The organism is Sphingobacterium siyangense (assembly GCF_023277505.1).
In the GTDB taxonomy this organism is placed as follows: Bacteria; Bacteroidota; Bacteroidia; order Sphingobacteriales; family Sphingobacteriaceae; genus Sphingobacterium; species Sphingobacterium siyangense.
In genome coordinates this window covers 3,820,960-3,840,583 of record NZ_CP080574.1, presented here as the reverse complement: position 1 = coordinate 3,840,583, position 19,624 = coordinate 3,820,960, and the positions used below count along the sequence as shown (strand labels likewise).

The following is a 19,624-nucleotide window of genomic DNA, read 5'->3' as shown; positions in this document are numbered from 1 at the left end:
CAGGCCGAAAGATTAAATACCAAACTGACAATTTTAATGACAAACAAACAGACAACACTAAATAAATTAAATGCCTTTATACTGCGGGACAAGTTTTCTATTTCTGCTTGGGAAGAACGGGGACTAAACCCATCTGATAGTGAAACCTGCGACCGACTTCAAAGTTTATTCAACGATTGTGCTAATAATTTAATTGAAGCTGTAAATTCCGATTATAAACCAATACAACTCAAAAGCGTATTAAAAAAATCGTTGGGCAGCATTGATCGTTCAGATTATGATACAGAAGAGCGTGAATTTATCTGCGATTATTTCGACAAACTTTCAAAAATTGTTTCAGTTGACTTTAAAGACAACTTAAATGGATGGCTTTATGGAAAAGTGCTTAATACACTATTTAAATTGACTTCATTTTTCAAAGGACAAGACAATATAGTTGAAATTTTATCTCAAGACTTTACTCAATGTGGTTCAAAACTTGAGACATTCATTATAAAAAAAGAAGAAGGTATTCCGGACTATAGTTGGAATATTATTCAATATAACAATTGCAATGAATTTAATTTACTTTCGACAGGTCCAAATATTAAAGTAATGCGTTTTGGTAATTATAAATCAATTGAGCAATTGCCGAAAGCGGAATATACAGAGGAGCAAGCCAACGTGAGACTTGAACAAATAAAATTCTTTAGAAAAAAATGACAGAGCGAAGAAGGGCGGCACATAATAGATGAGGACAACCGTTGTAGCCAAATTGGTAAATGAACCAAGATGATAAGCTCAAAATATTATAAAAATTGCCACAAATTAAAGATACACAACGTTGAAAATAGATTACGAACAGTTTGCCGGTAAAAAATGTCGGGAACTTATGCAGATCCAGGAGAGGTTTATGGAACAGTTGAGTATCGGCAGCTATCAGCATTGGTATTATGATGCTGAACTTGCACTCTTGCGCTTATACAATGACGGTACAGATCAATTGTATCTAAAATATATTCCCGTTGGTACCTTTTCACTTACGTCAGAAACATGGATGTGGAGTTGGTTCAATGATCATAGTTGCGAGCCTAATAAGGACAGCACATTTGCTGTTAGGGAATTTGGCCTCGAACACGATTACCCGAAATTGACAGCAGGCACTTTCTCGGCCGATGAATATGATTGTTGGGAGTTTGCTGCGATATCATTTGCCATTCTGGAGGGGATAGGAGTTTATAGAGCTCCCACCGAAAAACTTCAAAGCTATCTTCTAATTACCGCTGTTTTGGAAGAAGATTCGCGGGAAGTTGTCCATTTTAACCAGGCAAAAGTTGAATGCAAAATCCATGGGCGGTCAAGGCCAGCGTTTGTTTGTCGGCATCTTAACGTGGAGCATCCGAAAGGTTTTGAGGAGGCTTTTGAAACATATAAGGGGATGGAACTTAGTGAAGATGACGATTTTCAAGCATGGTGTGATGAATGTGAAAAGGTCAGGATCAGAAATAACGGTTGGAACGAATACGCTGAAGAGTTTGCAAAGATCAAACTGGTCTGTGAATATTGCTACTTTGAACTAAAATCCTTTAATTGTCTTTAAACAGACGATTATTTTCTTGAGCTTAACTCTCTAGCATTGCAAAATTATTAGATGTATGAATAAGCTTTTAATTATTTCTATTCTGCTTTGTTTGTCTTGCGCGAGACAATTTCGAGATACAGAGGAGATCGTATTGTCTGTTTTATCCAAAAACGTTGTAGGGAAGACATTCAAGTTTAATCTGAGTGATAAGAAGGATTACCTGAATGAAGTCGATGTAGCCTATCTAGGTGAGATAGAGACGAAAGCCAAGGAAAAATTCATGACTCTACAGGATGACCTATCTCCTTAAAAAACTGTCTAAGCATTTCATATGTGCTACTATCGGCTTTAACCTGATTGGAACTATCTAGCGCCATTGATTCACAACTTAAACAGATATTCAAAACAGATACGATTTCGCCATAGCTTTTGTAGAACACAATAGCATCCCTGTAAACGGGGGCACATATCCAATTGTTGACGTTCGTTGTTTTTTTAAGTAAAATATTCTTTAGTAGACTGATTGTCTCATTACCATGCTGGAAAGTATTGATTCTTTGACTAGAAAAATGAAATCGACCTGTACTATCAATTAAGTACTGTGTTAAACCTAATGGCGCGTCAAGTTCGCTCAGTCGAATTTCTTCGGTGTCGGTCAGATTATTGCTTTTCTCCTTTCTTACTTTTAAATTATGTCGTTCCGGTTTTAGAATTTGGATCACTGCATTGTATTCCTCTCCGCGCTGGAGGGAATATGTTTCGATGTAGTCAAATGGCAAGCCTTTTATATAATCAGCAGAGTTTACTGAATTGCCTTTTACGCTATCTTTGGACATGTATTAATTCAAGTCTATAGTTATCTGCTAGACACTCTAGCGTAACAAAATTGTACCATATATCATGACTTTTTCTAAAATGAATCAATTTATCGCAGTCATGAGTTGTCATCGGAATTGTACCTCTTATAATGTATACCCAATGCAACTCCAAATCCAACAAGTGAGCACCATATCGTGATGATATTTTCACGCCCATTTAGCGCAGCTAATTTAAATGTTGGATGGGCGTGCATATAATCTGCTATCGGCCATACTGGTAAAGACAATACGAATATAACCACCATTGACAGCCAGAACTTTGGAAAAGTCAAGTTTATATTTGTAATAAATGCAAATAGTATGGCAGCTAAAGCCGAACCAATATACATCGCATGCATTCCCATCGGAGAAAGAATAAATACAGTGATGCCAATCGTGATGATAAAGATAACAATACTCAAAAACCAATGTAGGAGTATGCCTATCAATTTCTTGGGAAAACTGATCCTATCAAAATTGCTTAATGATACGGCTAATGATATTAATGTCGGAATAAGGATAAATGACCAATCCCATTTTATGAAAACTGAAGAAATAAAGCCCGCCAAAATGCAGCAGAGTGAAGTCGTGGTTATTCTAATAATTTGCATTTTCCTGTTTTTAGATTTTACTTCATGAACCCCGATCGTTATTATAATCATCTATGTCGGAAAATCTTGATTCCTCCAATATCTTTTGTCGATTTGTCTGACATTCCGTACATTCTTTAATTGTTTTAGGTAAGAAGCCAATAGGAGTAACTCATCATCGTTGGCGTTCCCTGTAAATTCAGCTATTTGGATTGCATTGCCATAGTTCAGCATTGATTTTTCAGCGGTGTCGTCTATTATAAGCGTTCTTTCCAATAAGAAGCCTTTGCGTTTTACTTTGGATAACCTTTTTACGTAATAATATTCATCAGTCACACTGATCCGTTTTTTTGTTGTGCGAGATCTTCCCCAGATAAATTCAAAATCGACAGCGTCTGGTTTTATTTTATCAACGAGCTCATGCACGTAAGCATCATCCGCAGAGCTCCAAATTGCAAGTTTAAAATCTCCAGCCATTTCTGATAAAAAATAGTCTAAATTTGGACGAACATATACATAATAAGGCCCTACAACAAAGTCTTCCCGCTGTTCCAGCTTATCTTTTGTAGCGTACAGCAATGTTTCGTCCAAATCCAATACCAAAAGAGTTTCCTTCATATGATTTATACCGGTTCATTTCCGGTGTTCTGACTTTAATATCCAAATTCTTCAAAGTTCGCCCGGCCCATTGCTATCCAGCTTTCCCAATATGATTGACCCGTAGACCCAGCACCGTTTGGGTCGATAGTATAAAAGTCAGCGATCACTTCAAAATTTTTTCTTGTATTAGTTTCGTTTAAAAAATGGGTTAAGCATGCCAACATCTTGTTGAATGACGAAAAGATAATTTCGCTCAGTCCGTCGAGATCACCATCATATTCATGGTCGTAGACTCTGATCGGATAATCATTTGTTTCTCTGGCGGAATTTGTCCTGTCGGCAGTCGTTTGGCTAATTCGTCAATCTGTTGGTTGGTCAAACCTTCTTTTAGTTCTACTTTATATTCGTCGCCATCTTCTGAAATATATTGTTCTGTCAAAATGGATGTCAGTTTTTCTGTCGGTGTCATAAATGCAATTGTGTTTTCTTGATGTGTCGTGTTATGCTTGTAGGTAATTGGCGCGGCGACTTGTCGTAGCTGTATCGAAGATACGAAAGTGGAGCTGTTTTGCCAAGTCACTTGTTATAATTTAGTGGATGCGCCATTAAATGAGGAATCTGAAGCTATCGGAATTTTTATGGAGATACCACTAGATATTGACAAGGAATTGAGATTTTTTGAAGTTGAGAAAGCCTTGAAGACAATTGTTTATTGACCGATGATCACGTGCAAAAGTATATAGCCCTGATACAACGTGGGGAATTAAAGTGGATAAAGGACGATATTCGATGAAAAAGGATAGAAAGTTCGAATGTGACGTGTGTGGTCAAAAGTTACCCCAAATTACGAAGCATGGTGGTGCATTGAAAACTTTATCGATTTACCACAGGGACGGAATAGCGCTTTAGATTTCGGGGTACATGCAGGCGAAGTCAAAGTCCGACTGGAATTTTTGCCAAGGAATAGATGGTCTATCTAAAAGCAGTGAAGCATGAAGCCACTCGGTATGATATATCAGAGATTTATATGCAGTGGTAAGGCTATTTTAATCAAGAGACAGAAGAGAAACTCCAGATAATAAATATACGCGTTAAGGAATTAAAGATTTTTTGGCGTATAGCCGGGGGCCTAGTTAAATAGTTTACAGAAGAAACTATTTTGGTAAATTTATAAGTAGTTCCTTTGCAGGTACTTCTTGAATTTTACCATCAACTTTTACCACCAAACTCTCACCCTTTGCAGCACTTTCTTCGGCTAGTTTTCGTAAAGCCTTTTGCACTCCTAAACGAATTCGTTCAGCAAGATTAATATTTTCAATATTTACCTTATCGTTCATTATAGTATTTCGATTTTAGTGTTGACCAAATTTCGCTATTTGAAACGAATTCTCCAAATTTATCACCCTGAGCAATAATTTCGGGGATTAAATCCATGTTATCAAAAACCAACCAGCGATCACATATTGGAATATAAATGTTAAACAAATTTTCTAAACCACGATGATAACGTCTTTCTATCACATCAGATGGAATATTGTGTCCTCCGTTTTCTACTCTTTTCTTTACACGTTGTATGGCTAGTGCAGGGGAGTCGAGCCAAAAATAGAGTACAGTTACTGAATAGCCTATTTTTTGAGCTTCGATTACTAAATTTTTATAGCTTCGAGTCGAAAGCGTTGTTTCAAATGCAAAATCAGCTCTAGTCTTCATTAACTCCGTGATACGCTCCAACATAATTCGACCAGCTGATACAGCTACGCTCTGTGGATTGAAAGGAGAAATACCTGCTGCTATATTGTCGGCATTTACAAACTCTCTGCAATCTAATATCTCAGGTAACACAGTGTAACTAGCGGTTGTTTTTCCGGCTCCATTGCACCCAGAGATAATGTAGATATTTGGCATATGCGTTTTTTTTGTCAAATTAGGGAAAATTGACCGAATTTTAATTTCTTATTTTAAATTGGTTATTTCGGTGTGGTTCTTCTGTATTTATTGTTTTCCAAATCTTTTTAAGAAAGATTTTGTAGACGGAAATTACCTTTTAAGATTATTTTGCGCTTATTTGCTCTTTTCTAAAGGGAAAGTGGCACAAAGCGGAAGTAGTCACACTTTCTATTTCCTGTTCCAAAGAATTCGATATCTTGAAGGTCAATGCTGCGAAAATAAAATATTGCGGGCTTTTATAAAGTTACTAGATTTTGCCAAATGGATGTTATCTGCTGTTTTTTTAATAAAAGTCACAGTAGAAATTCCATTCTTCTGTTTTCGCATTTTTAGCAAAATACATCGTTCCGCTATCAACTATATTCAAATTTGCTTTGTCGTCGGATGCAATTTGAAATACAAATTCAAAGTCGTTACCAAAATAAACACCCGGTTGACAAAAGCTTGGGTAACCTCCAAGTTTGTGTCCATATTGATTGTCAGCTATATCATAATAACCTTCAATTACTCCCGAATTTTCAAGTTTTAATATTTCATCTTCCATTTCACTTGTTAAACCACCTCCATCCCACACAGGATAATCTTCTTCTATTTTTGAAGGTTTTAGGGGAAATGGTTTTAGTCCTGAATCAGGATTGTTTAATTCTTTAATTATTAATTTGTCTGATTTTTTATATTCTCGCAAAAGCCATTCATTTCCGTTGGCAGTTATATCCATTGGAAGTTCTTCTGCTATAAAAACAGTAATCACCATTGTATCAGCTAAAATATCAGGTCTAATTTCAATATCTTCTAAGCAAAGTTGGAACAGAGGAAACATTAGATTTCCATTTTTGTCTTTCGGAATTTCTTCATCTTCTTTGTATAAGTAAACTTTTCCTATCCAACTTTCAGAAATAGAATTTGTTGGCCTAAAACCTCCTGTTTTAAACTCTATAGCTTTTCTTACAATCTGTTGCTTTATTTTTTCTACTTTATTCATTGTGAATCGCGTTTGGGCAATTGCAGGTAATAACTGTATTAGCGAAACTAATATACTAAAAGTTTCGCCAATCCATCCTCACATATATATTACCACTACCGTCCAAAACGATAAGATAATTCGTATAAAAAAGTGGCGGATAGTGTTTTCAGTCAGTTTCTATCCTTGATAGACCGGGATAGGAATCTGTCCAATCTTGTGAGCTTTATACGTATGAACATATTTCGCTAAGATTGCCTCCTTTGGTGGTTAACGAGAGGAGCTTTTATTGCTTAATTTGTTTGTCTCATTAAAGTTACTGAATAAATAGATTGGCTACGGATTCCCGCAATCGGGTAATGTACGCTCAAATTACCGTGCATGATAAAAGCATGGGCATGAAAGATTATCATCTTTACAACAAAAATGGTCTTGCTTTTTATGTTTTCAGGAAATCTCAGGGAGAGTGGGAATTGGCATTCGGTCTACTCGCCGATGACATCAAGGAAGCGTGCATTGACGCTCTTATACTTCGCTTTGATACGGATGTTCCTGAGTTGTTTTATCATCATGGAAAACGCCAGGTAGTGGAAGTTCGGGCCAAGAAGTACAGCCTTTGGCATATTTATCTCAATAATGCTTATGTAGGAAGTATTCAGTATGACACCTTCACTAAGCAGTTCAATTACCACCTTGAAGAAAATTGCTTATTGACCGATGATCACGTGGGACTCAAATATAGGCGTTGCTGTGGGCAGGATCTGTTTTTGGGGTACCATAGCAATGGGTGTGACTGCATTAATAGGTCATCTTTTTGGAGTAAATATCGCTTAGTTCATTAGCTATAAATTCTTTCAGTACTTGTTGCAGTTTCGATTACAGCATTTTTTGTGTTCAGTCTTTCATATGCCGGTATAAAGTACCGAGACTTTATAGTGTGTTTTTACACAAAAAAAGCTTTACTTGCTTTTTCGGATTTTTATAGAACCCGTGTGAAAAATTTGCGTGTATTTTTGAACTACTTTGATCTTTAGATTGTTTGTCTAATCAAAAAATTGAAAATTATAATTATGAAAGACAAAAAAATATTAGTTTCGGGTGCTAGCATCGCCGGTCCTACATTGGCTTACTGGCTGGATAGGTACGGCTTCGAGGTTACCGTGATAGAGCGTGCAGCAGCCTTGAGACTGGGTGGACAGAATATAGACGTGAAAGGACCAGCAAAAGAAATTGCGCTTAAGATGGGTATTTTAGAAGAGATCCGCGCACATAATACCACCGAGATTGGGCTACGTTTCGTTAATTCCGACAATCATACAATAGCAGAATTTCCATCTGATAGTTCAATGAGCATGACTCAGGAACTTGAGATCCTACGTGGCGATCTGGTTAAGATACTGTACGATCTCACCGCGAAGCGTGTAGAATATATTTTTGGTGATCACATCATTGATTTGATAGAAAGTGAAAATGAGGTAAAGGTGGATTTTGCAAGTGGAAAGAAGGGTGTCTTTGATATTGTGGTTATAGCTGAAGGTATCGGTTCTGCAACGCGTGATCTTGCCTTTGGCGGTCGTCCTCGTTTTAACTATTTAGGTTTATATACCGCTTATCTTACTATCCTTCGAAATAATACCGACAGTCGGTGGGCACGTTGGTATAATGCGCCAAAGGGCATTGTATTTATGTTGAGGCCTGATAATTATGGAAAGACAAGGGCTTCGGTAACTTTTCTGGCAAAAGAGAACGCGTATAAATACCTAAGTGAAGCAGATCAGAAAAGAGCGCTTATTGATCGTATACAAGGTGCAGGCTGGGAATCTGAACGATTAGTTAATGAGATAAAAGAGAGTGAAGATCTTTATTTTGAGAGGGTCAGCCAAGTCAAGACTGATAAATGGACTAGGGGAAGGGTTGTCATTACAGGTGATGCCGCTTGGTGTGCTACACCAATAGCAGGAAAAGGTACAGACCTTGCCGTGGCAGGAGCCTATATCCTTGCTGGAGAGCTTTATAGAGCAGGTAATTATGAAGAGGCTTTCCGTAACTACGAAAAAATAATGAAACCCTACGTTCAAGAGTGTCAAAAGCTGCCTCCGGGAATTCCTCGTGTAGTATATCCGGAGTCGAGAGTCGGAGTTGCACTCCTAAATCAATTGATAGCCATTGTTGGAAGCAAACCTGTAAAATGGTTGATGCGCGTTTTTTCAGGAGATAAAAAAGACAATAAGAAGAATAGAGAGAAAGAAATTATACTACCAGATTACGAATAGGTAACACTTAGCCGCGAAACAAAAAAAGAGTTTTTGTTAGTTTCTATTGTCACTAAAATATATGATCGGAATAAAAATATGATTCAAGAAAAAACTGACAATTTTGATGGCAATATATCAGGGGTTGTTGATATCAGATATGACAATTCAAATAAACCAATCGAGCTAAATTCTTCTTATTTTAAAGAAACAAAAAATTATAAATACAATTCACATGGCGAAATAGAAGAAGAAAAAAGCAGATCTGAAGAAAGCCCTACCATACAATCATCAACCTATTCATATATTTATGATCATTATGAAAATTGGGTTGAACAAAAGCAGATTATTAAAAGAAATCCTAAAGACGAATTTGAAGGTGGAATTTTAATAAAAAGAAAGATCGAATATTATGAATAAAACGACCACTAAAAAGTGGTATTTGGTTGTTTTTAATGGTTTGATGATTACTTTGTTTTTACAATAATTGATCAACATTGGGGTGGAAGGATACGAATATCGAACATTTGGGACAGGTTAAGGAAGGGATTCTAGAAGTTGATGGAACGCTAAGCGTTTTATTTTATGCTGATAGTGATGTGAGGTATGGGCTGCCATTATTCCCGTCATCTTTCAAAAAGGTTGATGTATTCAGTGCTGAAGGGCTATTCGCATGCATGTATTGCGGCCATGTCGTATTTAGTTTTGAGAATGATTCCAAGGCATGTCCAAGATGCAATAAAACACAATGGAGCAAAGCCTTGAATTCAAAAAGAGTTTAAAAGAAATAATACCATGTATTAATTAAACAAATCATAGGGTGATACAGCTCGTGGCCGTTTTTATTCGAAGCCATTCTTTGAATAGAAAAACTTAAGATTGGGCAGCAGCATAATGAATTCAACGTCCCATCGAGGAAGGGAAAAAAGCAAATGGCCACGAATCGTTATTTATACCCAGTGAATCGTAATCCGTTCATTTAGCTCTAAAATTTACAGCTAAATTTGTTTGGTAAATGAAGCTGAAATCTTAAACAATAATATCAACATTTTAGCATCCTGACAAATGAATAAAGTAATATTAATTCCATCGATTTTAATTTTAAAGCTATCTGCTTTAAGGAAGATGCTTGCCGGCATCTTTTTTTTATTTTTCTTTTTAATTCCAATCAGTAATGGTTTTGCACAGACATGGATCAATATTGAACTTGAGCAAACCGAATACGATGATGCTACTGATAAAACCTGTTTAAAGGAAACGGGAGAGCCTTTAAACGGGAATTATGCGATAAAATTTAATGGTTTCCAAACCAATTTCGAGCCATTTATAGATGGTTTTAAAAATGGGGAGGCCAAAGTTTATAGACATAAGAAGCTGGCAGAGAGGGGCACATATCTAAACAACCTTAAGGAAGGTGTATGGTTTTACTATAAAGAAGATGGAACAATTCGTAAACGGGTTATTTATAAAAAAGGGAAAACAGAACCTTTTGGTGATCGGAGATTAAGGTGGGAAAGATCCAGTAAAAAGTAGTGTTTTGCCTGTTATTAAAAAAGAATAAGAATCATGAAGATATTATTATTACTAGCTATTTTACCCTTTGTTATCTCTTGTAGGGGTCAAGAAAAAATAGATTTAGCAAACTTGAACTTAAATGAGCCGATTGACCAAATCAGTAAATATGATGATCGATTATTAATTGGTGTGGAGACAGTAGAGTATCCCTTCAGTCTGTTGCTGGAGGTTGAAAAATCACAAAGGTATAGTTTCGATGGAATTGATTTAGCAGGGCAGCGGATTATTTTTCAAATCAATTCGGAAACATTAAAAACAGATAGTATTACACGTCTTGGCGGTGGACATATTGATCTCAAACAAGCCAAAACCGCAAGTGAATTAGAAGAATCTTTAAAACGATACGCTGCTGATGATAAAATATATGGCGTAAGAATTGAGCTCAAGACGCAACAGCTAAAGGCGAGTATTTTAAAGAAACTAGAGGTAAAATATGGCAAAGGGACAAAAAATCCAAATACCGACAATGGTTTATACTGGAATTTAAAGCCCCAAAATAAATTTATTTTATACGCGCCAGACTACGATAGGTTAATCATTTTGAACAACACAAACTTGTCTAAAACGTGTTACTGGGATATCATGAATGGTTTAATTGATTTTGGCGGATGCAACAATGAAAAATATATGGCGGACTTGCTAAAAAATGCGACCAAACCGGAAGATGTTAGAGACAAACCCACGCTGAAAATTGATAAGAACTGGAATATAAACAATTTGATTGTTGGCAAAACAACGGAAGAAGAATTTACGAAATCTCCTATAAATAAGCGTTTTGAACGAGTGACAGAAATTGATGGCACTACCGGAAAAACCAACGAGATCTATTATCAGAATACTTATCATGATTTCAATCTTTTTTTTGCTGTCAGTAAAAGTGATCCGGAGAACCAAAAGGAAAACACTATCAATGGTTACGCCATCAACGACTTTAGAAAGGTCAACATCTCATTTGAAAATAACTTAAAACCAGGCTTACAATTTGAAGAAGTGCTTAAGTTGTTAGATAAGCTTAAAATAATTTATCATCCGGTGGATTTTGCCAATTATATTGAAATCAAAACGCCCCCTTATACAGTAACCCTGAATTTTAACGAAAGTATGTTGCTTTCCGGAATGTTTGTTAAATAGCTTTCTGATATAACATTTGGCCGATTGCTTGGGTATTGACTTTGCCCGATTGAACGATAGAACGCTATGATAGCAACCCCAACCAATTCCAACATTCCAATAGCTACCTATGTTGTCATCCGCACCACTGTCTTTAGTTATAAGGAGCGAGCCATGTAGATTTCTTTGGTGGTCGTTCTACCAGCTATGAGAAGAAGATGCAGGAAATGTATAATCGTCTCATAGAGACGCTCAAGCAACATGTCCAGACAATTTTTGCGCTGCTATTATAGGGCTATGATAGGCTTAATACATCCGATTACATATAAAAAATGGGAAACCCTAAATATCTTTACCGTATACAATATTACTAATATTATTAGTAGTATTGTAAAATGAAACCGCTAGAAATCTTTTGCCGAAATCGGGTAATGTACGGTCAAATTACTGTGCATGATAAAAGCATGGGCATGAAAGATTATCATCTTTACAGCAAAAATGGTCTTGCTTTTTATGTTTTCAGGAAATCTCAGGTAGTGTGGCAATTGTCATTCGGTGTACTTGCCGATGACATCAAGGAAGCGTGCATTGACGCTCTTATACTTCGCTTTGATAAGGATGTGCCTGAGTTGTTTTATCATCATGTAAAACGCCAGGTAGTGGAAGTTTGTGCCAAGAAAAATACAGCCTTTGGCATATTTATTAATGTTGGTTTTGTCTGTTTGGAAAGATTTTGCCTGCAGCGTCTAAACTTCTTTTTTATGTCCTGTGGGAAAGTGAGCGATTCGAATTGATCCTCATTTTTCATTTGAAAAATTTGAGCTGTGCAATAATTAAATTAATGAAATAAATTTTGTGTTAATAGAAAATTCATCGTTTTGATGAACTTTCTACTAATAATTGCTATTTTGATTCGACAATATCCTGCAATGCTCTGAACAAATTTAATGGATATTCAGCTAATCTGTTGCAGAGATAAAGGTACCATTCCTGACCGTAAACGAAATAGAGTTTTGTTGGATAGCCTTCATCTTTCAATTGGGCCAACTGATCGGTTTGGATTCCGAAAAGACTTTCAAACTCGTAGAGTTCTTTATTTGGTTTTAGCGTATCTATAAGTTTTTTTACTTCCTGTTGTATTTCATGATGATGGGTTGCGATGGAACAGGGATGGCCTTTTGAAAGTAGCTGTTCGACAAAATAAATATAGCGGTCATTGAGTTCCTGTCCACGTGGTAGGGACAGTCCTTTAGCAGTTTCAAATGCTCCTTTTACGATACGGATACGTCCCCTTTCATTACACATTGCTTCAAAATCATCAGTTGCCCGATGGAGGTAGGCTTGTAAGGTAATGGACAGGTTGGCATACTTCTTTGAACCATTTTGATAGAGTTTCAAAATGCGGTCAGTTCTGTCTGTTCCTTCAGCACTAATAATAACTTCCCTGTCCTTTGCTGTTTCACATATTTTAGATAAGTGCTCATAACAAAGACTTTCAGAGACTTCTAGTCCAATGTGCGAAAGGTCCAGTGAAATCGTGGAACTGAGATTTTTTTGCTCGATTGCTTTGCAGATATCCAAAAATTCATCCGTCGCTTTTGCCGCTTCCTTAATAGATCGAGTGCTTTCACCCATATACTCGATCGAACACTTAAAACCGGTATCATTTGAATCTTGTACTTTTATTAAAGTTTCCGAAAGATTTTCACCGCCAATGTATCGGTCAGCGGCTTTCTTCATTAGCTTGTAGAGTGCTTCGTTATTTAAAACATAAGCTTTTGCATCTTCATTTAATGCAGCTTTCCTTAATGCTTCAGCACCGATTGATAGTAATTGTTCCATCTAATAATATTAAAATTAATGTATAAGCTTCAAAGCATTTAACTTATCCAATATGATCTTTACAACCGCTGATGTTCGATCCCTATCCTGATAGGTTATCCATTCCAATGATGCTATTTCATTTGTCGGTTCAGGATTTCCGGAATAATCAGCAAAATAACATGTCATCCTTACTGATATACCATCAGTTTTACCATCGGCAAGAGCCTCGAAAGTTTCAAAATATTGCACTGAATCTTCTTTGATTTGGACATTAAGTTCCTCATGAATTTCTCTTTTTAAGCATTCTAAATCTGTTTCACCAATTTCTCTCTTGCCACCAGGCAGATATAGCTTTGATTTTGAATGGGAAAGAGCTGTTAATACTTTCTTTTCAACTATACAGATTAAAGCAACTTTGTCAATAATGTTATCTTTCATCTTATAAAATTAATAAATTTAAAATGCGCTGTCCGCCAGCCTTTGTGTATGTGCCTTCAGATTGATTTTAAACTGTTTTTATTGACAATGAAATTAAATCCAAAAGCGTCCAACAGAATATGTTCTTGCCTTACCAGCAATAATTACGCGATCAGGCTTGTTTTCACAATACAACTTTCCACCTCTTTCTGATAATTGCAGGGCTAAAAGGTTATCCTTTGTTAATCTTTTAGCCCAGAATGGTATAAGCGAACAATGCGCTGAGCCAGTAACTGGATCTTCAAGAATGGAAGACTGTGGGGTGAAAAATCTTGAAACAAAATCGCTGTCTGTCCCTGCTGCTGTTACTACTACGCCTCCCGGATCAAGATTGATAAGGTCAAAAATGGATCTGTCAATTCTGATATTTATTATATCCTGCTCAGATTCATACAGTAATACATAGTCTCTAGATTTGAATACCTCTTTTGGCTTGATATTTAATGATCTCTCAATGATATCGGGCAGGGCAGTAGGTTCTGGCATTCTGGAAGGAAAATCCATATAATAAACACCATCTTCTACATTTACTTTTAACGGTCCCACCTGCGTATCAAAAATAATTCTGTTTTTTTGATAACTCAGGTGTGCAACTAAACAATGGGCTGTTGCAAGGGTTGCGTGCCCGCATAGATCCATTTCAATCTCGGGCGTAAACCATCTCAGGTGTATAATATCACCTTTATCGATAAAAAAAGCAGTTTCGGCAACCGCATTTTCACGAGCTATTTTTAAAAGTGTTTCGTCGGGTAACCAGTTTTTTAAAGGAACAACGCATGCGGGATTACCATGAAAAACCTGTTCTGTAAAAGAATCGACTTGATATATTTCTAACTCCATAAAGTATATTTTTTGTTAGTAAAACATTTGGTTAAAGAAGCTCCGATGCTGGAATTTCTTCTACGGAATGATAAATTTTCAATCCTCTTTCCTGGGCTAACCGTACATCTTGATCAGCTCCTTTTGATTCTCCTTTGATTCGCAATACGGCATCGCATTTTTCGAGCATCCGATGTGCTATAGGATATTGGATTTCATTCCAGTGCTGATCTCCAACATGTTTTGATCCTGCTAATTTTATCAATGGAAGTGCCATCCATTCACCAATGAACGGTATATGCCCTTTTCTAAAGATTTCTAAAGCAAATGATTCAAGGTTGTCCAGGTTCTTTTTCATTAAAACCGGATCGTCGTTAGTGCCACCTCGATAAGGGCCCGCAATTAATATTAGCATCATATTTACATTCGTTAATTACTGCAAATTAAAGGTGTCCAAACTTGAAAAAAAATAAACTACTTTAAGACTTCCGCTTTTTTCGCTTGATCATACTTAAAAACTCAGGTGTGATTCCTAAATAGGAAGCAATTTGTTTTTGCTTCACTTTATTGGCAACATCAGGATATTTGTTCAGGAATATGTCAAAGCGTTCTTCGGCGGTTAACGAGAGATTTTGAATCACACGCAATTGTTCCCTTATATAGGCATTTTGCATCAAGATCCTAAAAAAACGTTCAAATTTTGGTACTGTTAAATAGAGTTTTTCCAGATCATTTTTTTGCAGCTGATAGATGACGCTTTCTTCAATAGTGTCAATGGTAAGCATGGCGGGAAGTGCATTTATAAAGCAGTACATATCTGTTATCCACCAGTCTTTTATGGCAAACATAATAGTCGATTCTCTGCCGGACACATCAAGGTAGAATGCCCGTAATGCTCCAGTATCAACAAAATAAATGGAATTACATAATTGTCCCTGAGTTAATATCATACTTCTACGCGGTATTTTTGCTTTTTTTAATAACTTAAGAAATTCTGCAACTTCATTATCGTCTAATGTTATGTGCTTAGCAATATTCTCCAAAATTAACCCATGTTCCATTCTTATTCTATCTTAATCAAATGTAGTGATTTTTGTTTTTTTGTTCAGCTTATTATATTGGAGATTTCGATACCATTGACCATCCAGATTCAACATCCGGTTACCATTCGATACGGATAATTTTGATCATTTGAATATTACGCTGAGAGGTCACAAATCCATTTTTGTTTAACTTTGGATCAGCTATTACGATATACTGTTGCTAATTGTGGTCAAGCTGTTGATAGAACTGTAAACAGCTTTGGAATTGAGACCTTTGATCGAGACATTTATAAATATGGAGGAAGTGTTGGAACACCAATATTTTATAATATTATACCTAATTTAATGTATGAAACAATCAAAAAAGTGAATAAGAATTTACCGCGTTCTTTAATATTCAGGAAAAATGATAAATAGATATTTTTTGCTAATATTTATTATACTATTGTATAATAAATGCGATGTTGAAACTAATACAGTTGATCCACAAGCATCTTCTTCTGTCAGGGAAGCTTCTGAAAATGGTTTACTTGTCTTAGTTGGAAAGCCCTTAAATGAGAGGGATACCCTGGTTAAATAAAGCGTTCTGAAAACTTTATGCGCTATGTGTTTAGATTTGACCTTTCTGAATCGACGATTTCCCGAATTAGTAGTTCGCTGAATTCCAAATTAGTTGCCGATAGAGCAAGCAGTCAACAAGCATATGTTACTTGTCTACTTATGTTTTTTTACTAATTATTTTAGTATTATTCAGTTTATTGTTGTATATTTGGCTGATAACCAATTAATAAATATTATGGCTAGATCAAAAAAACATTTGGGTAGGTATGTAGATCCACGTACCGATTTCGGTTGGAAATTTTACTTTGGTAGGGAGGACAACAAAATCTTACTGATTGAGTTTCTCAATAGTCTATTTCATGGAGAGAAGATAATTTCCGATCTAAGATATAAGCCTGTAGAACATGATGGTGATTATGAGGAAATGCGTCGTGTTGTATTTGATTTACATTGTATCGGCAGCGATGGTGAGGTTTTCATCATTGAGATGCAGCAGCTCTTTCAAGAATTTTTTAAGGACCGTGCAGTGTACTATACCTCACGTCTCATCAATAAACAATTAGCGCGAGGTAAGAAGGGTAGTGATTATTACCTACCGGAGGTTTACTTTATTGGTATTTTGGAGTTTGACATGGATAGAAATGGAAGTTCTGGTATATCCCGTGTCACAGAGCGGCCTTATTTCTATGATGTTGCGCTGTGTGACAAATTGACCAAAGAAATATTCTATGATAAATTGGGATATAAAATTATTTCGCTTCCATTATTTAATAAACAGCCAGAAGAACTAAAGACAGTTATGGATCAGTGGTTGTACTTACTTAAACATTTGAGTACCATGGATAGATTGCCATCATTTTTGGATAAAAGAATATTTGGTCTTATCTTTGAGATAGGAGAGATAGGTAAATTAACGGAGGAGGAGCTAATGTCATACGAAGCAAGTTTAAAACATAAGCGTGATGCTGAGAGCGTATTTAATTCGGCCAAGAAATCCGGAGAAGCTTTAGGTCACGCTAAAGGCCTAGCAGAAGGTCTAGCAGAAGGTAAAGCCAAAGGACTAGCAGAAGGAGAGCGTAAAAAAGCTCTTGAGACTGCTAAAGCATTTAAGGAAATGGGGCTACCTATAGCTGATATTGCTAAGGGCACTGGACTTTCTGTCGAAGAGGTCGAAAAACTCTAAGTTTCTTTATTTTGGATGACTGCTCCACCAATAGATGAATGCCAACCACCATATCCAGTTGGGGTTTCATAAAGGGTTGCTATACTGTTATAAGGTCTTTTTATTGTTAATTTGTATTAATCGTTATCTTAAATCTTTAATAACATTTTTCAATTTTTCAGGATTATTCTCGAAAGCTTTTATTTGACCTATGTTGTCAGCCGTAAATGAAAGGAGCGGACCGTTTGGATCGCTGATCCTGTTTTCTCCCTTTACCTTTAAATTTCTATAGATGTACACGGGGGTTTTCAGTATCCCCCAGGGAATTCCCCACCAACCAAGAAGTGAGCAAGACACAATGGCTTTTCGATTTTGCTTGTCCAAACAATCCGGGCAGGCAATGACCCATCTAGTTTCGGTAATGCTCGTAACTATGATGCTTTTGATACTGTGGTAGATTGTCCCATTTAACTTGTCCCGAGTATTGTTGCAGATAGGGCAGGGACAATTCCGCAGCAGTTCCGCATAATGATAAATATCTTCAATAGAATGCTGTTCATTTTGGGCTATTAAGCTATTTAAAAGATCAGGGTCGAGGTTGCGCTTCTTAATTTCATTTTCTATGATACTAACTACTTCCGGCTGAATTCCCTACGCATTTGTGGTAATAACCTCAATGAGCCTGTTATCCGACATTCTTTCATAGTTTTTTTCTATCTCCCTTAGTTCCATGATAATGTGATGAATGCTCTAAAATTAATTGCTATGATATTTAGGTATTAAATTGGCTTCCTAATAATTGAATTTACAAAACAGTATTTGTATTGGCAAAATATAAAATCAGTCTTCACAAATTCCTTAATTGGGATTAATGATTAATCAGCTACAATTTACCGTAACCAATCCTCCATTCAACCGATATCTTGGCCTTAAATTGTATGTAAGGCTATTTTAAACGTTACTTTTGGATGATCAGAAGTCATGTTCGACGGTAAAATTAACTTTTTAATTTGGCAAATTGCGTATATTTAAGAGTTATGTGACATAGTTGTAAATCAAGTACTAAATGGAACAAAGAGAATTTTCGAAATTAATACTTAAATTCCTGGAAGGAAATTATCCACAGTTTGCTCAGACAATAAAGTTTCAAGATGACGGATCTTTTGATTGTGATTTGAAAAGTGAATCCGGAATATTTTCAATTTGGATTGCAACATATAATACCGAAATAACTATTGGAATCGAAGATCCAAATGGAAAAACAGATATTCATAGTCATATTCCATGTTATGTGTTAGATGATTTAGAAGCTTGTGTTGCAGAATTATCATCATTTATTGAAAATATTAAAGCTGACAATTTAGTTTTATATCAAGATGAGGATGGAAAATATGATTGGATAGAATCATTTGAATTTGAAAACCTTGATAACTGTAAAAAGTTTTCCTGGAAGATTAATCACGACGTCACATCATAGTTTTTTTTCCCCTTCCACCCGAATATACACATATGAAAAAGTATTAACCTTCTCTCAGTGATCATTACCTTTATAGATCCACATAGGCTCTGTTTGACCTGCTCGTTCAAAGCCGTTCTTTTTATAAAAGTCGATAGCATTTCCATCAGCAGTAAGCATCTGCATGTGAAAACCCTTATACATCTCTTGCATTTTATCCATAATCAAACGCCCAACACCTTTGCCTTGATAAGAGGGTAGCACCAGTAGATGTGGATAATAAACCACGAGGTATCCATCGGAAATAGCATTTCCTAGACCTACCAATGTCGTACCATCCCATGCCGTAACTAAGGAATGCGAATTTAAGAGTGCTTTGATCAGTAGTTCTGGTTTATTGGCTGCACTCCATTTGTTAGCTTGATAAAGTTGTAGTATGTCGTTTGCGTTTAAATCTCTATTGACACTTAGCTGTATGTTCATATATTATTCTGTAGTTTTCGTTGGTATTTTAAGCAAATATTCTTCGCTGGTAAATATGCGAATATGTGAAAGAAATGCTTACTATTACTCGTAAACTTTAGCTCCCTTGAAAATATCAGCAAATGTTGACCACGCAGCTTTCTCAGCATCTACATTTGCGTCTGTATTATCATAATACCCTTGAATATCTTCTGCGTATGAGGCCAAAGCCTCCAGAAAGTCGGGTAATGGCGCGGAGGCTTAAGGCAAGCGAATTAAGTCGCCACCGTTATATGCTGTGCTTCCTGTCATTCTGTTGTCGGTAATAGTTTGTCAGCTAAATATTGTTTCCATTTTGCCCCGTTAA

The 19,624-nt window shown here is 36.2% G+C and carries 25 protein-coding genes; 11 read left to right on the top strand and 14 right to left on the bottom strand.

Annotation, left to right across the window (positions count from 1 at the left end; translation table 11 throughout):
- Nucleotides 1-36: 36 nt before the first annotated feature.
- The 3 genes from K2F45_RS16045 to K2F45_RS16035 all read left to right on the top strand — a co-directional run bounded on the left by K2F45_RS16045 (nucleotide 37) and on the right by K2F45_RS16035 (nucleotide 1,871).
- A complete protein-coding gene (locus tag K2F45_RS16045; RefSeq protein ID WP_248931870.1) occupies nucleotides 37-702 on the top strand; it encodes a DUF4844 domain-containing protein in 666 nt (221 codons plus the stop codon).
- Nucleotides 703-823: 121 nt separating this feature from the next.
- A complete protein-coding gene (locus K2F45_RS16040) occupies nucleotides 824-1,579 on the top strand; it encodes a DUF6882 domain-containing protein (protein ID WP_198385922.1) in 756 nt (251 codons plus the stop codon).
- A 55-nt stretch (nucleotides 1,580-1,634) separates the two neighbouring features.
- Nucleotides 1,635-1,871: a hypothetical protein gene (locus K2F45_RS16035; RefSeq protein WP_088161894.1), complete on the top strand. Its 237-nt coding sequence runs from the start codon at nucleotides 1,635-1,637 to the stop codon at nucleotides 1,869-1,871.
- Here K2F45_RS16035 and K2F45_RS16030 read toward each other — a convergent pair.
- The 7 genes from K2F45_RS16030 to K2F45_RS16000 all read right to left on the bottom strand — a co-directional run bounded on the left by K2F45_RS16030 (nucleotide 1,840) and on the right by K2F45_RS16000 (nucleotide 6,537).
- Complete coding sequence (locus K2F45_RS16030) at nucleotides 1,840-2,397, bottom strand: hypothetical protein (RefSeq protein WP_088161893.1); 558 nt, start codon at nucleotides 2,395-2,397, stop codon at nucleotides 1,840-1,842. The two genes, K2F45_RS16035 and K2F45_RS16030, sit on opposite strands and share 32 nt — an antisense overlap.
- A 98-nt stretch (nucleotides 2,398-2,495) precedes the next feature.
- Complete coding sequence (locus K2F45_RS16025) at nucleotides 2,496-3,029, bottom strand: hypothetical protein (protein ID WP_157698483.1); 534 nt, start codon at nucleotides 3,027-3,029, stop codon at nucleotides 2,496-2,498.
- Nucleotides 3,030-3,080: 51 nt separating this feature from the next.
- Complete coding sequence (locus K2F45_RS16020; RefSeq protein WP_248931869.1) at nucleotides 3,081-3,626, bottom strand: HAD family hydrolase; 546 nt, start codon at nucleotides 3,624-3,626, stop codon at nucleotides 3,081-3,083.
- A 235-nt stretch (nucleotides 3,627-3,861) separates the two neighbouring features.
- Entirely contained in the window at nucleotides 3,862-4,188 is a 327-nt protein-coding gene (locus tag K2F45_RS16015; RefSeq protein ID WP_157698482.1) for a hypothetical protein, read from the bottom strand.
- Between the two features lie 574 nt (nucleotides 4,189-4,762).
- Nucleotides 4,763-4,945: a hypothetical protein gene (locus K2F45_RS16010; protein WP_088161889.1), complete on the bottom strand. Its 183-nt coding sequence runs from the start codon at nucleotides 4,943-4,945 to the stop codon at nucleotides 4,763-4,765.
- A complete protein-coding gene (locus K2F45_RS16005) occupies nucleotides 4,935-5,513 on the bottom strand; it encodes an ATPase (protein WP_075993057.1) in 579 nt (192 codons plus the stop codon). The genes K2F45_RS16010 and K2F45_RS16005 overlap by 11 nt, the downstream gene beginning before the upstream one ends.
- A 325-nt stretch (nucleotides 5,514-5,838) precedes the next feature.
- Complete coding sequence (locus K2F45_RS16000) at nucleotides 5,839-6,537, bottom strand: DUF1963 domain-containing protein (RefSeq protein ID WP_248931868.1); 699 nt, start codon at nucleotides 6,535-6,537, stop codon at nucleotides 5,839-5,841.
- 377 nt (nucleotides 6,538-6,914) lie between these two features.
- Here K2F45_RS16000 and K2F45_RS15995 point away from each other — a divergent pair, with 377 nt between their 5' ends.
- The 6 genes from K2F45_RS15995 (at nucleotide 6,915) to K2F45_RS15970 (ending at nucleotide 12,247) form a co-directional block, all read left to right on the top strand.
- Nucleotides 6,915-7,358, top strand: coding sequence for a hypothetical protein (locus K2F45_RS15995; RefSeq protein WP_198385921.1), 444 nt, complete (start codon nucleotides 6,915-6,917; stop codon nucleotides 7,356-7,358).
- Between the two features lie 228 nt (nucleotides 7,359-7,586).
- Nucleotides 7,587-8,789 carry an FAD-dependent monooxygenase gene (locus tag K2F45_RS15990; RefSeq protein ID WP_075993054.1) on the top strand — a complete coding sequence of 401 codons (1,203 nt, stop codon included), beginning with the start codon at nucleotides 7,587-7,589 and terminating at the stop codon, nucleotides 8,787-8,789.
- Nucleotides 8,790-8,867: 78 nt separating this feature from the next.
- Nucleotides 8,868-9,188 (top strand): hypothetical protein, encoded by a 321-nt coding sequence (locus K2F45_RS15985; protein WP_075993053.1) that lies wholly within the window; start codon nucleotides 8,868-8,870, stop codon nucleotides 9,186-9,188.
- A 645-nt stretch (nucleotides 9,189-9,833) separates the two neighbouring features.
- On the top strand, nucleotides 9,834-10,301 hold the full coding sequence (locus K2F45_RS15980) for a toxin-antitoxin system YwqK family antitoxin (RefSeq protein ID WP_088161886.1): 468 nt from the start codon (nucleotides 9,834-9,836) through the stop codon (nucleotides 10,299-10,301).
- 33 nt (nucleotides 10,302-10,334) lie between these two features.
- Nucleotides 10,335-11,474 (top strand): hypothetical protein, encoded by a 1,140-nt coding sequence (locus tag K2F45_RS15975; RefSeq protein WP_088161885.1) that lies wholly within the window; start codon nucleotides 10,335-10,337, stop codon nucleotides 11,472-11,474.
- A 449-nt stretch (nucleotides 11,475-11,923) separates the two neighbouring features.
- Nucleotides 11,924-12,247 (top strand): hypothetical protein, encoded by a 324-nt coding sequence (locus K2F45_RS15970; protein WP_248931867.1) that lies wholly within the window; start codon nucleotides 11,924-11,926, stop codon nucleotides 12,245-12,247.
- Nucleotides 12,248-12,356: 109 nt separating this feature from the next.
- Here the strand turns inward: K2F45_RS15970 and K2F45_RS15965 are convergent, their stop codons facing one another.
- The 5 genes from K2F45_RS15965 to K2F45_RS15945 form a co-directional block, all read right to left on the bottom strand.
- Nucleotides 12,357-13,295: a proline dehydrogenase family protein gene (locus tag K2F45_RS15965; RefSeq protein ID WP_248931866.1), complete on the bottom strand. Its 939-nt coding sequence runs from the start codon at nucleotides 13,293-13,295 to the stop codon at nucleotides 12,357-12,359.
- Nucleotides 13,296-13,310: 15 nt separating this feature from the next.
- Nucleotides 13,311-13,715, bottom strand: a complete 405-nt coding sequence (locus K2F45_RS15960; protein WP_075993047.1) for an NUDIX hydrolase — start codon at nucleotides 13,713-13,715, stop codon at nucleotides 13,311-13,313.
- Between the two features lie 93 nt (nucleotides 13,716-13,808).
- Nucleotides 13,809-14,594 (bottom strand): PhzF family phenazine biosynthesis protein, encoded by a 786-nt coding sequence (locus tag K2F45_RS15955; RefSeq protein ID WP_248931865.1) that lies wholly within the window; start codon nucleotides 14,592-14,594, stop codon nucleotides 13,809-13,811.
- A 31-nt stretch (nucleotides 14,595-14,625) separates the two neighbouring features.
- Nucleotides 14,626-14,991, bottom strand: coding sequence for a DUF4406 domain-containing protein (locus tag K2F45_RS15950; protein ID WP_232475547.1), 366 nt, complete (start codon nucleotides 14,989-14,991; stop codon nucleotides 14,626-14,628).
- A 61-nt stretch (nucleotides 14,992-15,052) separates the two neighbouring features.
- A complete protein-coding gene (locus K2F45_RS15945; protein ID WP_248931864.1) occupies nucleotides 15,053-15,634 on the bottom strand; it encodes a Crp/Fnr family transcriptional regulator in 582 nt (193 codons plus the stop codon).
- 778 nt (nucleotides 15,635-16,412) lie between these two features.
- Here K2F45_RS15945 and K2F45_RS15940 point away from each other — a divergent pair.
- Entirely contained in the window at nucleotides 16,413-17,360 is a 948-nt protein-coding gene (locus K2F45_RS15940) for an Rpn family recombination-promoting nuclease/putative transposase (protein WP_248931863.1), read from the top strand.
- A 1,045-nt stretch (nucleotides 17,361-18,405) separates the two neighbouring features.
- On the top strand, nucleotides 18,406-18,816 hold the full coding sequence (locus tag K2F45_RS15935) for a hypothetical protein (RefSeq protein WP_075993041.1): 411 nt from the start codon (nucleotides 18,406-18,408) through the stop codon (nucleotides 18,814-18,816).
- 54 nt (nucleotides 18,817-18,870) lie between these two features.
- Here the strand turns inward: K2F45_RS15935 and K2F45_RS15930 are convergent, their stop codons facing one another.
- Together K2F45_RS15930 and K2F45_RS27475 are read right to left on the bottom strand one after the other, a co-directional pair.
- The gene (locus K2F45_RS15930; RefSeq protein WP_075993040.1) at nucleotides 18,871-19,278 is read right to left on the bottom strand and encodes a GNAT family N-acetyltransferase; all 408 of its coding nucleotides are present in this window, start codon (nucleotides 19,276-19,278) and stop codon (nucleotides 18,871-18,873) included.
- Nucleotides 19,279-19,362: 84 nt separating this feature from the next.
- The gene (locus K2F45_RS27475) at nucleotides 19,363-19,494 is read right to left on the bottom strand and encodes a DUF7660 family protein (RefSeq protein ID WP_420833025.1); all 132 of its coding nucleotides are present in this window, start codon (nucleotides 19,492-19,494) and stop codon (nucleotides 19,363-19,365) included.
- Between the last annotated feature and the right edge of the window lie 130 nt (nucleotides 19,495-19,624).

Coding starts and splice junctions, on each gene's coding strand:
- K2F45_RS15950 (WP_232475547.1), bottom strand. CDS start 14,991: ATGATGCTAATATTAATTGCGGGCCCTTATCGAGGTGGCACTAACGAC.
- K2F45_RS16025 (WP_157698483.1), bottom strand. CDS start 3,029: ATGCAAATTATTAGAATAACCACGACTTCACTCTGCTGCATTTTGGCG.
- K2F45_RS15935 (WP_075993041.1), top strand. CDS start 18,406: ATGGAACAAAGAGAATTTTCGAAATTAATACTTAAATTCCTGGAAGGA.
- K2F45_RS15940 (WP_248931863.1), top strand. CDS start 16,413: ATGGCTAGATCAAAAAAACATTTGGGTAGGTATGTAGATCCACGTACC.
- K2F45_RS15955 (WP_248931865.1), bottom strand. CDS start 14,594: ATGGAGTTAGAAATATATCAAGTCGATTCTTTTACAGAACAGGTTTTT.
- K2F45_RS16005 (WP_075993057.1), bottom strand. CDS start 5,513: ATGCCAAATATCTACATTATCTCTGGGTGCAATGGAGCCGGAAAAACA.
- K2F45_RS15960 (WP_075993047.1), bottom strand. CDS start 13,715: ATGAAAGATAACATTATTGACAAAGTTGCTTTAATCTGTATAGTTGAA.
- K2F45_RS16000 (WP_248931868.1), bottom strand. CDS start 6,537: ATGAATAAAGTAGAAAAAATAAAGCAACAGATTGTAAGAAAAGCTATA.
- K2F45_RS15980 (WP_088161886.1), top strand. CDS start 9,834: ATGAATAAAGTAATATTAATTCCATCGATTTTAATTTTAAAGCTATCT.
- K2F45_RS15970 (WP_248931867.1), top strand. CDS start 11,924: ATGAAAGATTATCATCTTTACAGCAAAAATGGTCTTGCTTTTTATGTT.
- K2F45_RS16030 (WP_088161893.1), bottom strand. CDS start 2,397: ATGTCCAAAGATAGCGTAAAAGGCAATTCAGTAAACTCTGCTGATTAT.
- K2F45_RS15965 (WP_248931866.1), bottom strand. CDS start 13,295: ATGGAACAATTACTATCAATCGGTGCTGAAGCATTAAGGAAAGCTGCA.
- K2F45_RS16045 (WP_248931870.1), top strand. CDS start 37: ATGACAAACAAACAGACAACACTAAATAAATTAAATGCCTTTATACTG.
- K2F45_RS16020 (WP_248931869.1), bottom strand. CDS start 3,626: ATGAAGGAAACTCTTTTGGTATTGGATTTGGACGAAACATTGCTGTAC.
- K2F45_RS15990 (WP_075993054.1), top strand. CDS start 7,587: ATGAAAGACAAAAAAATATTAGTTTCGGGTGCTAGCATCGCCGGTCCT.
- K2F45_RS15995 (WP_198385921.1), top strand. CDS start 6,915: ATGAAAGATTATCATCTTTACAACAAAAATGGTCTTGCTTTTTATGTT.
- K2F45_RS15930 (WP_075993040.1), bottom strand. CDS start 19,278: ATGAACATACAGCTAAGTGTCAATAGAGATTTAAACGCAAACGACATA.
- K2F45_RS15945 (WP_248931864.1), bottom strand. CDS start 15,634: ATGGAACATGGGTTAATTTTGGAGAATATTGCTAAGCACATAACATTA.
- K2F45_RS16035 (WP_088161894.1), top strand. CDS start 1,635: ATGAATAAGCTTTTAATTATTTCTATTCTGCTTTGTTTGTCTTGCGCG.
- K2F45_RS15975 (WP_088161885.1), top strand. CDS start 10,335: ATGAAGATATTATTATTACTAGCTATTTTACCCTTTGTTATCTCTTGT.
- K2F45_RS16010 (WP_088161889.1), bottom strand. CDS start 4,945: ATGAACGATAAGGTAAATATTGAAAATATTAATCTTGCTGAACGAATT.
- K2F45_RS15985 (WP_075993053.1), top strand. CDS start 8,868: ATGATTCAAGAAAAAACTGACAATTTTGATGGCAATATATCAGGGGTT.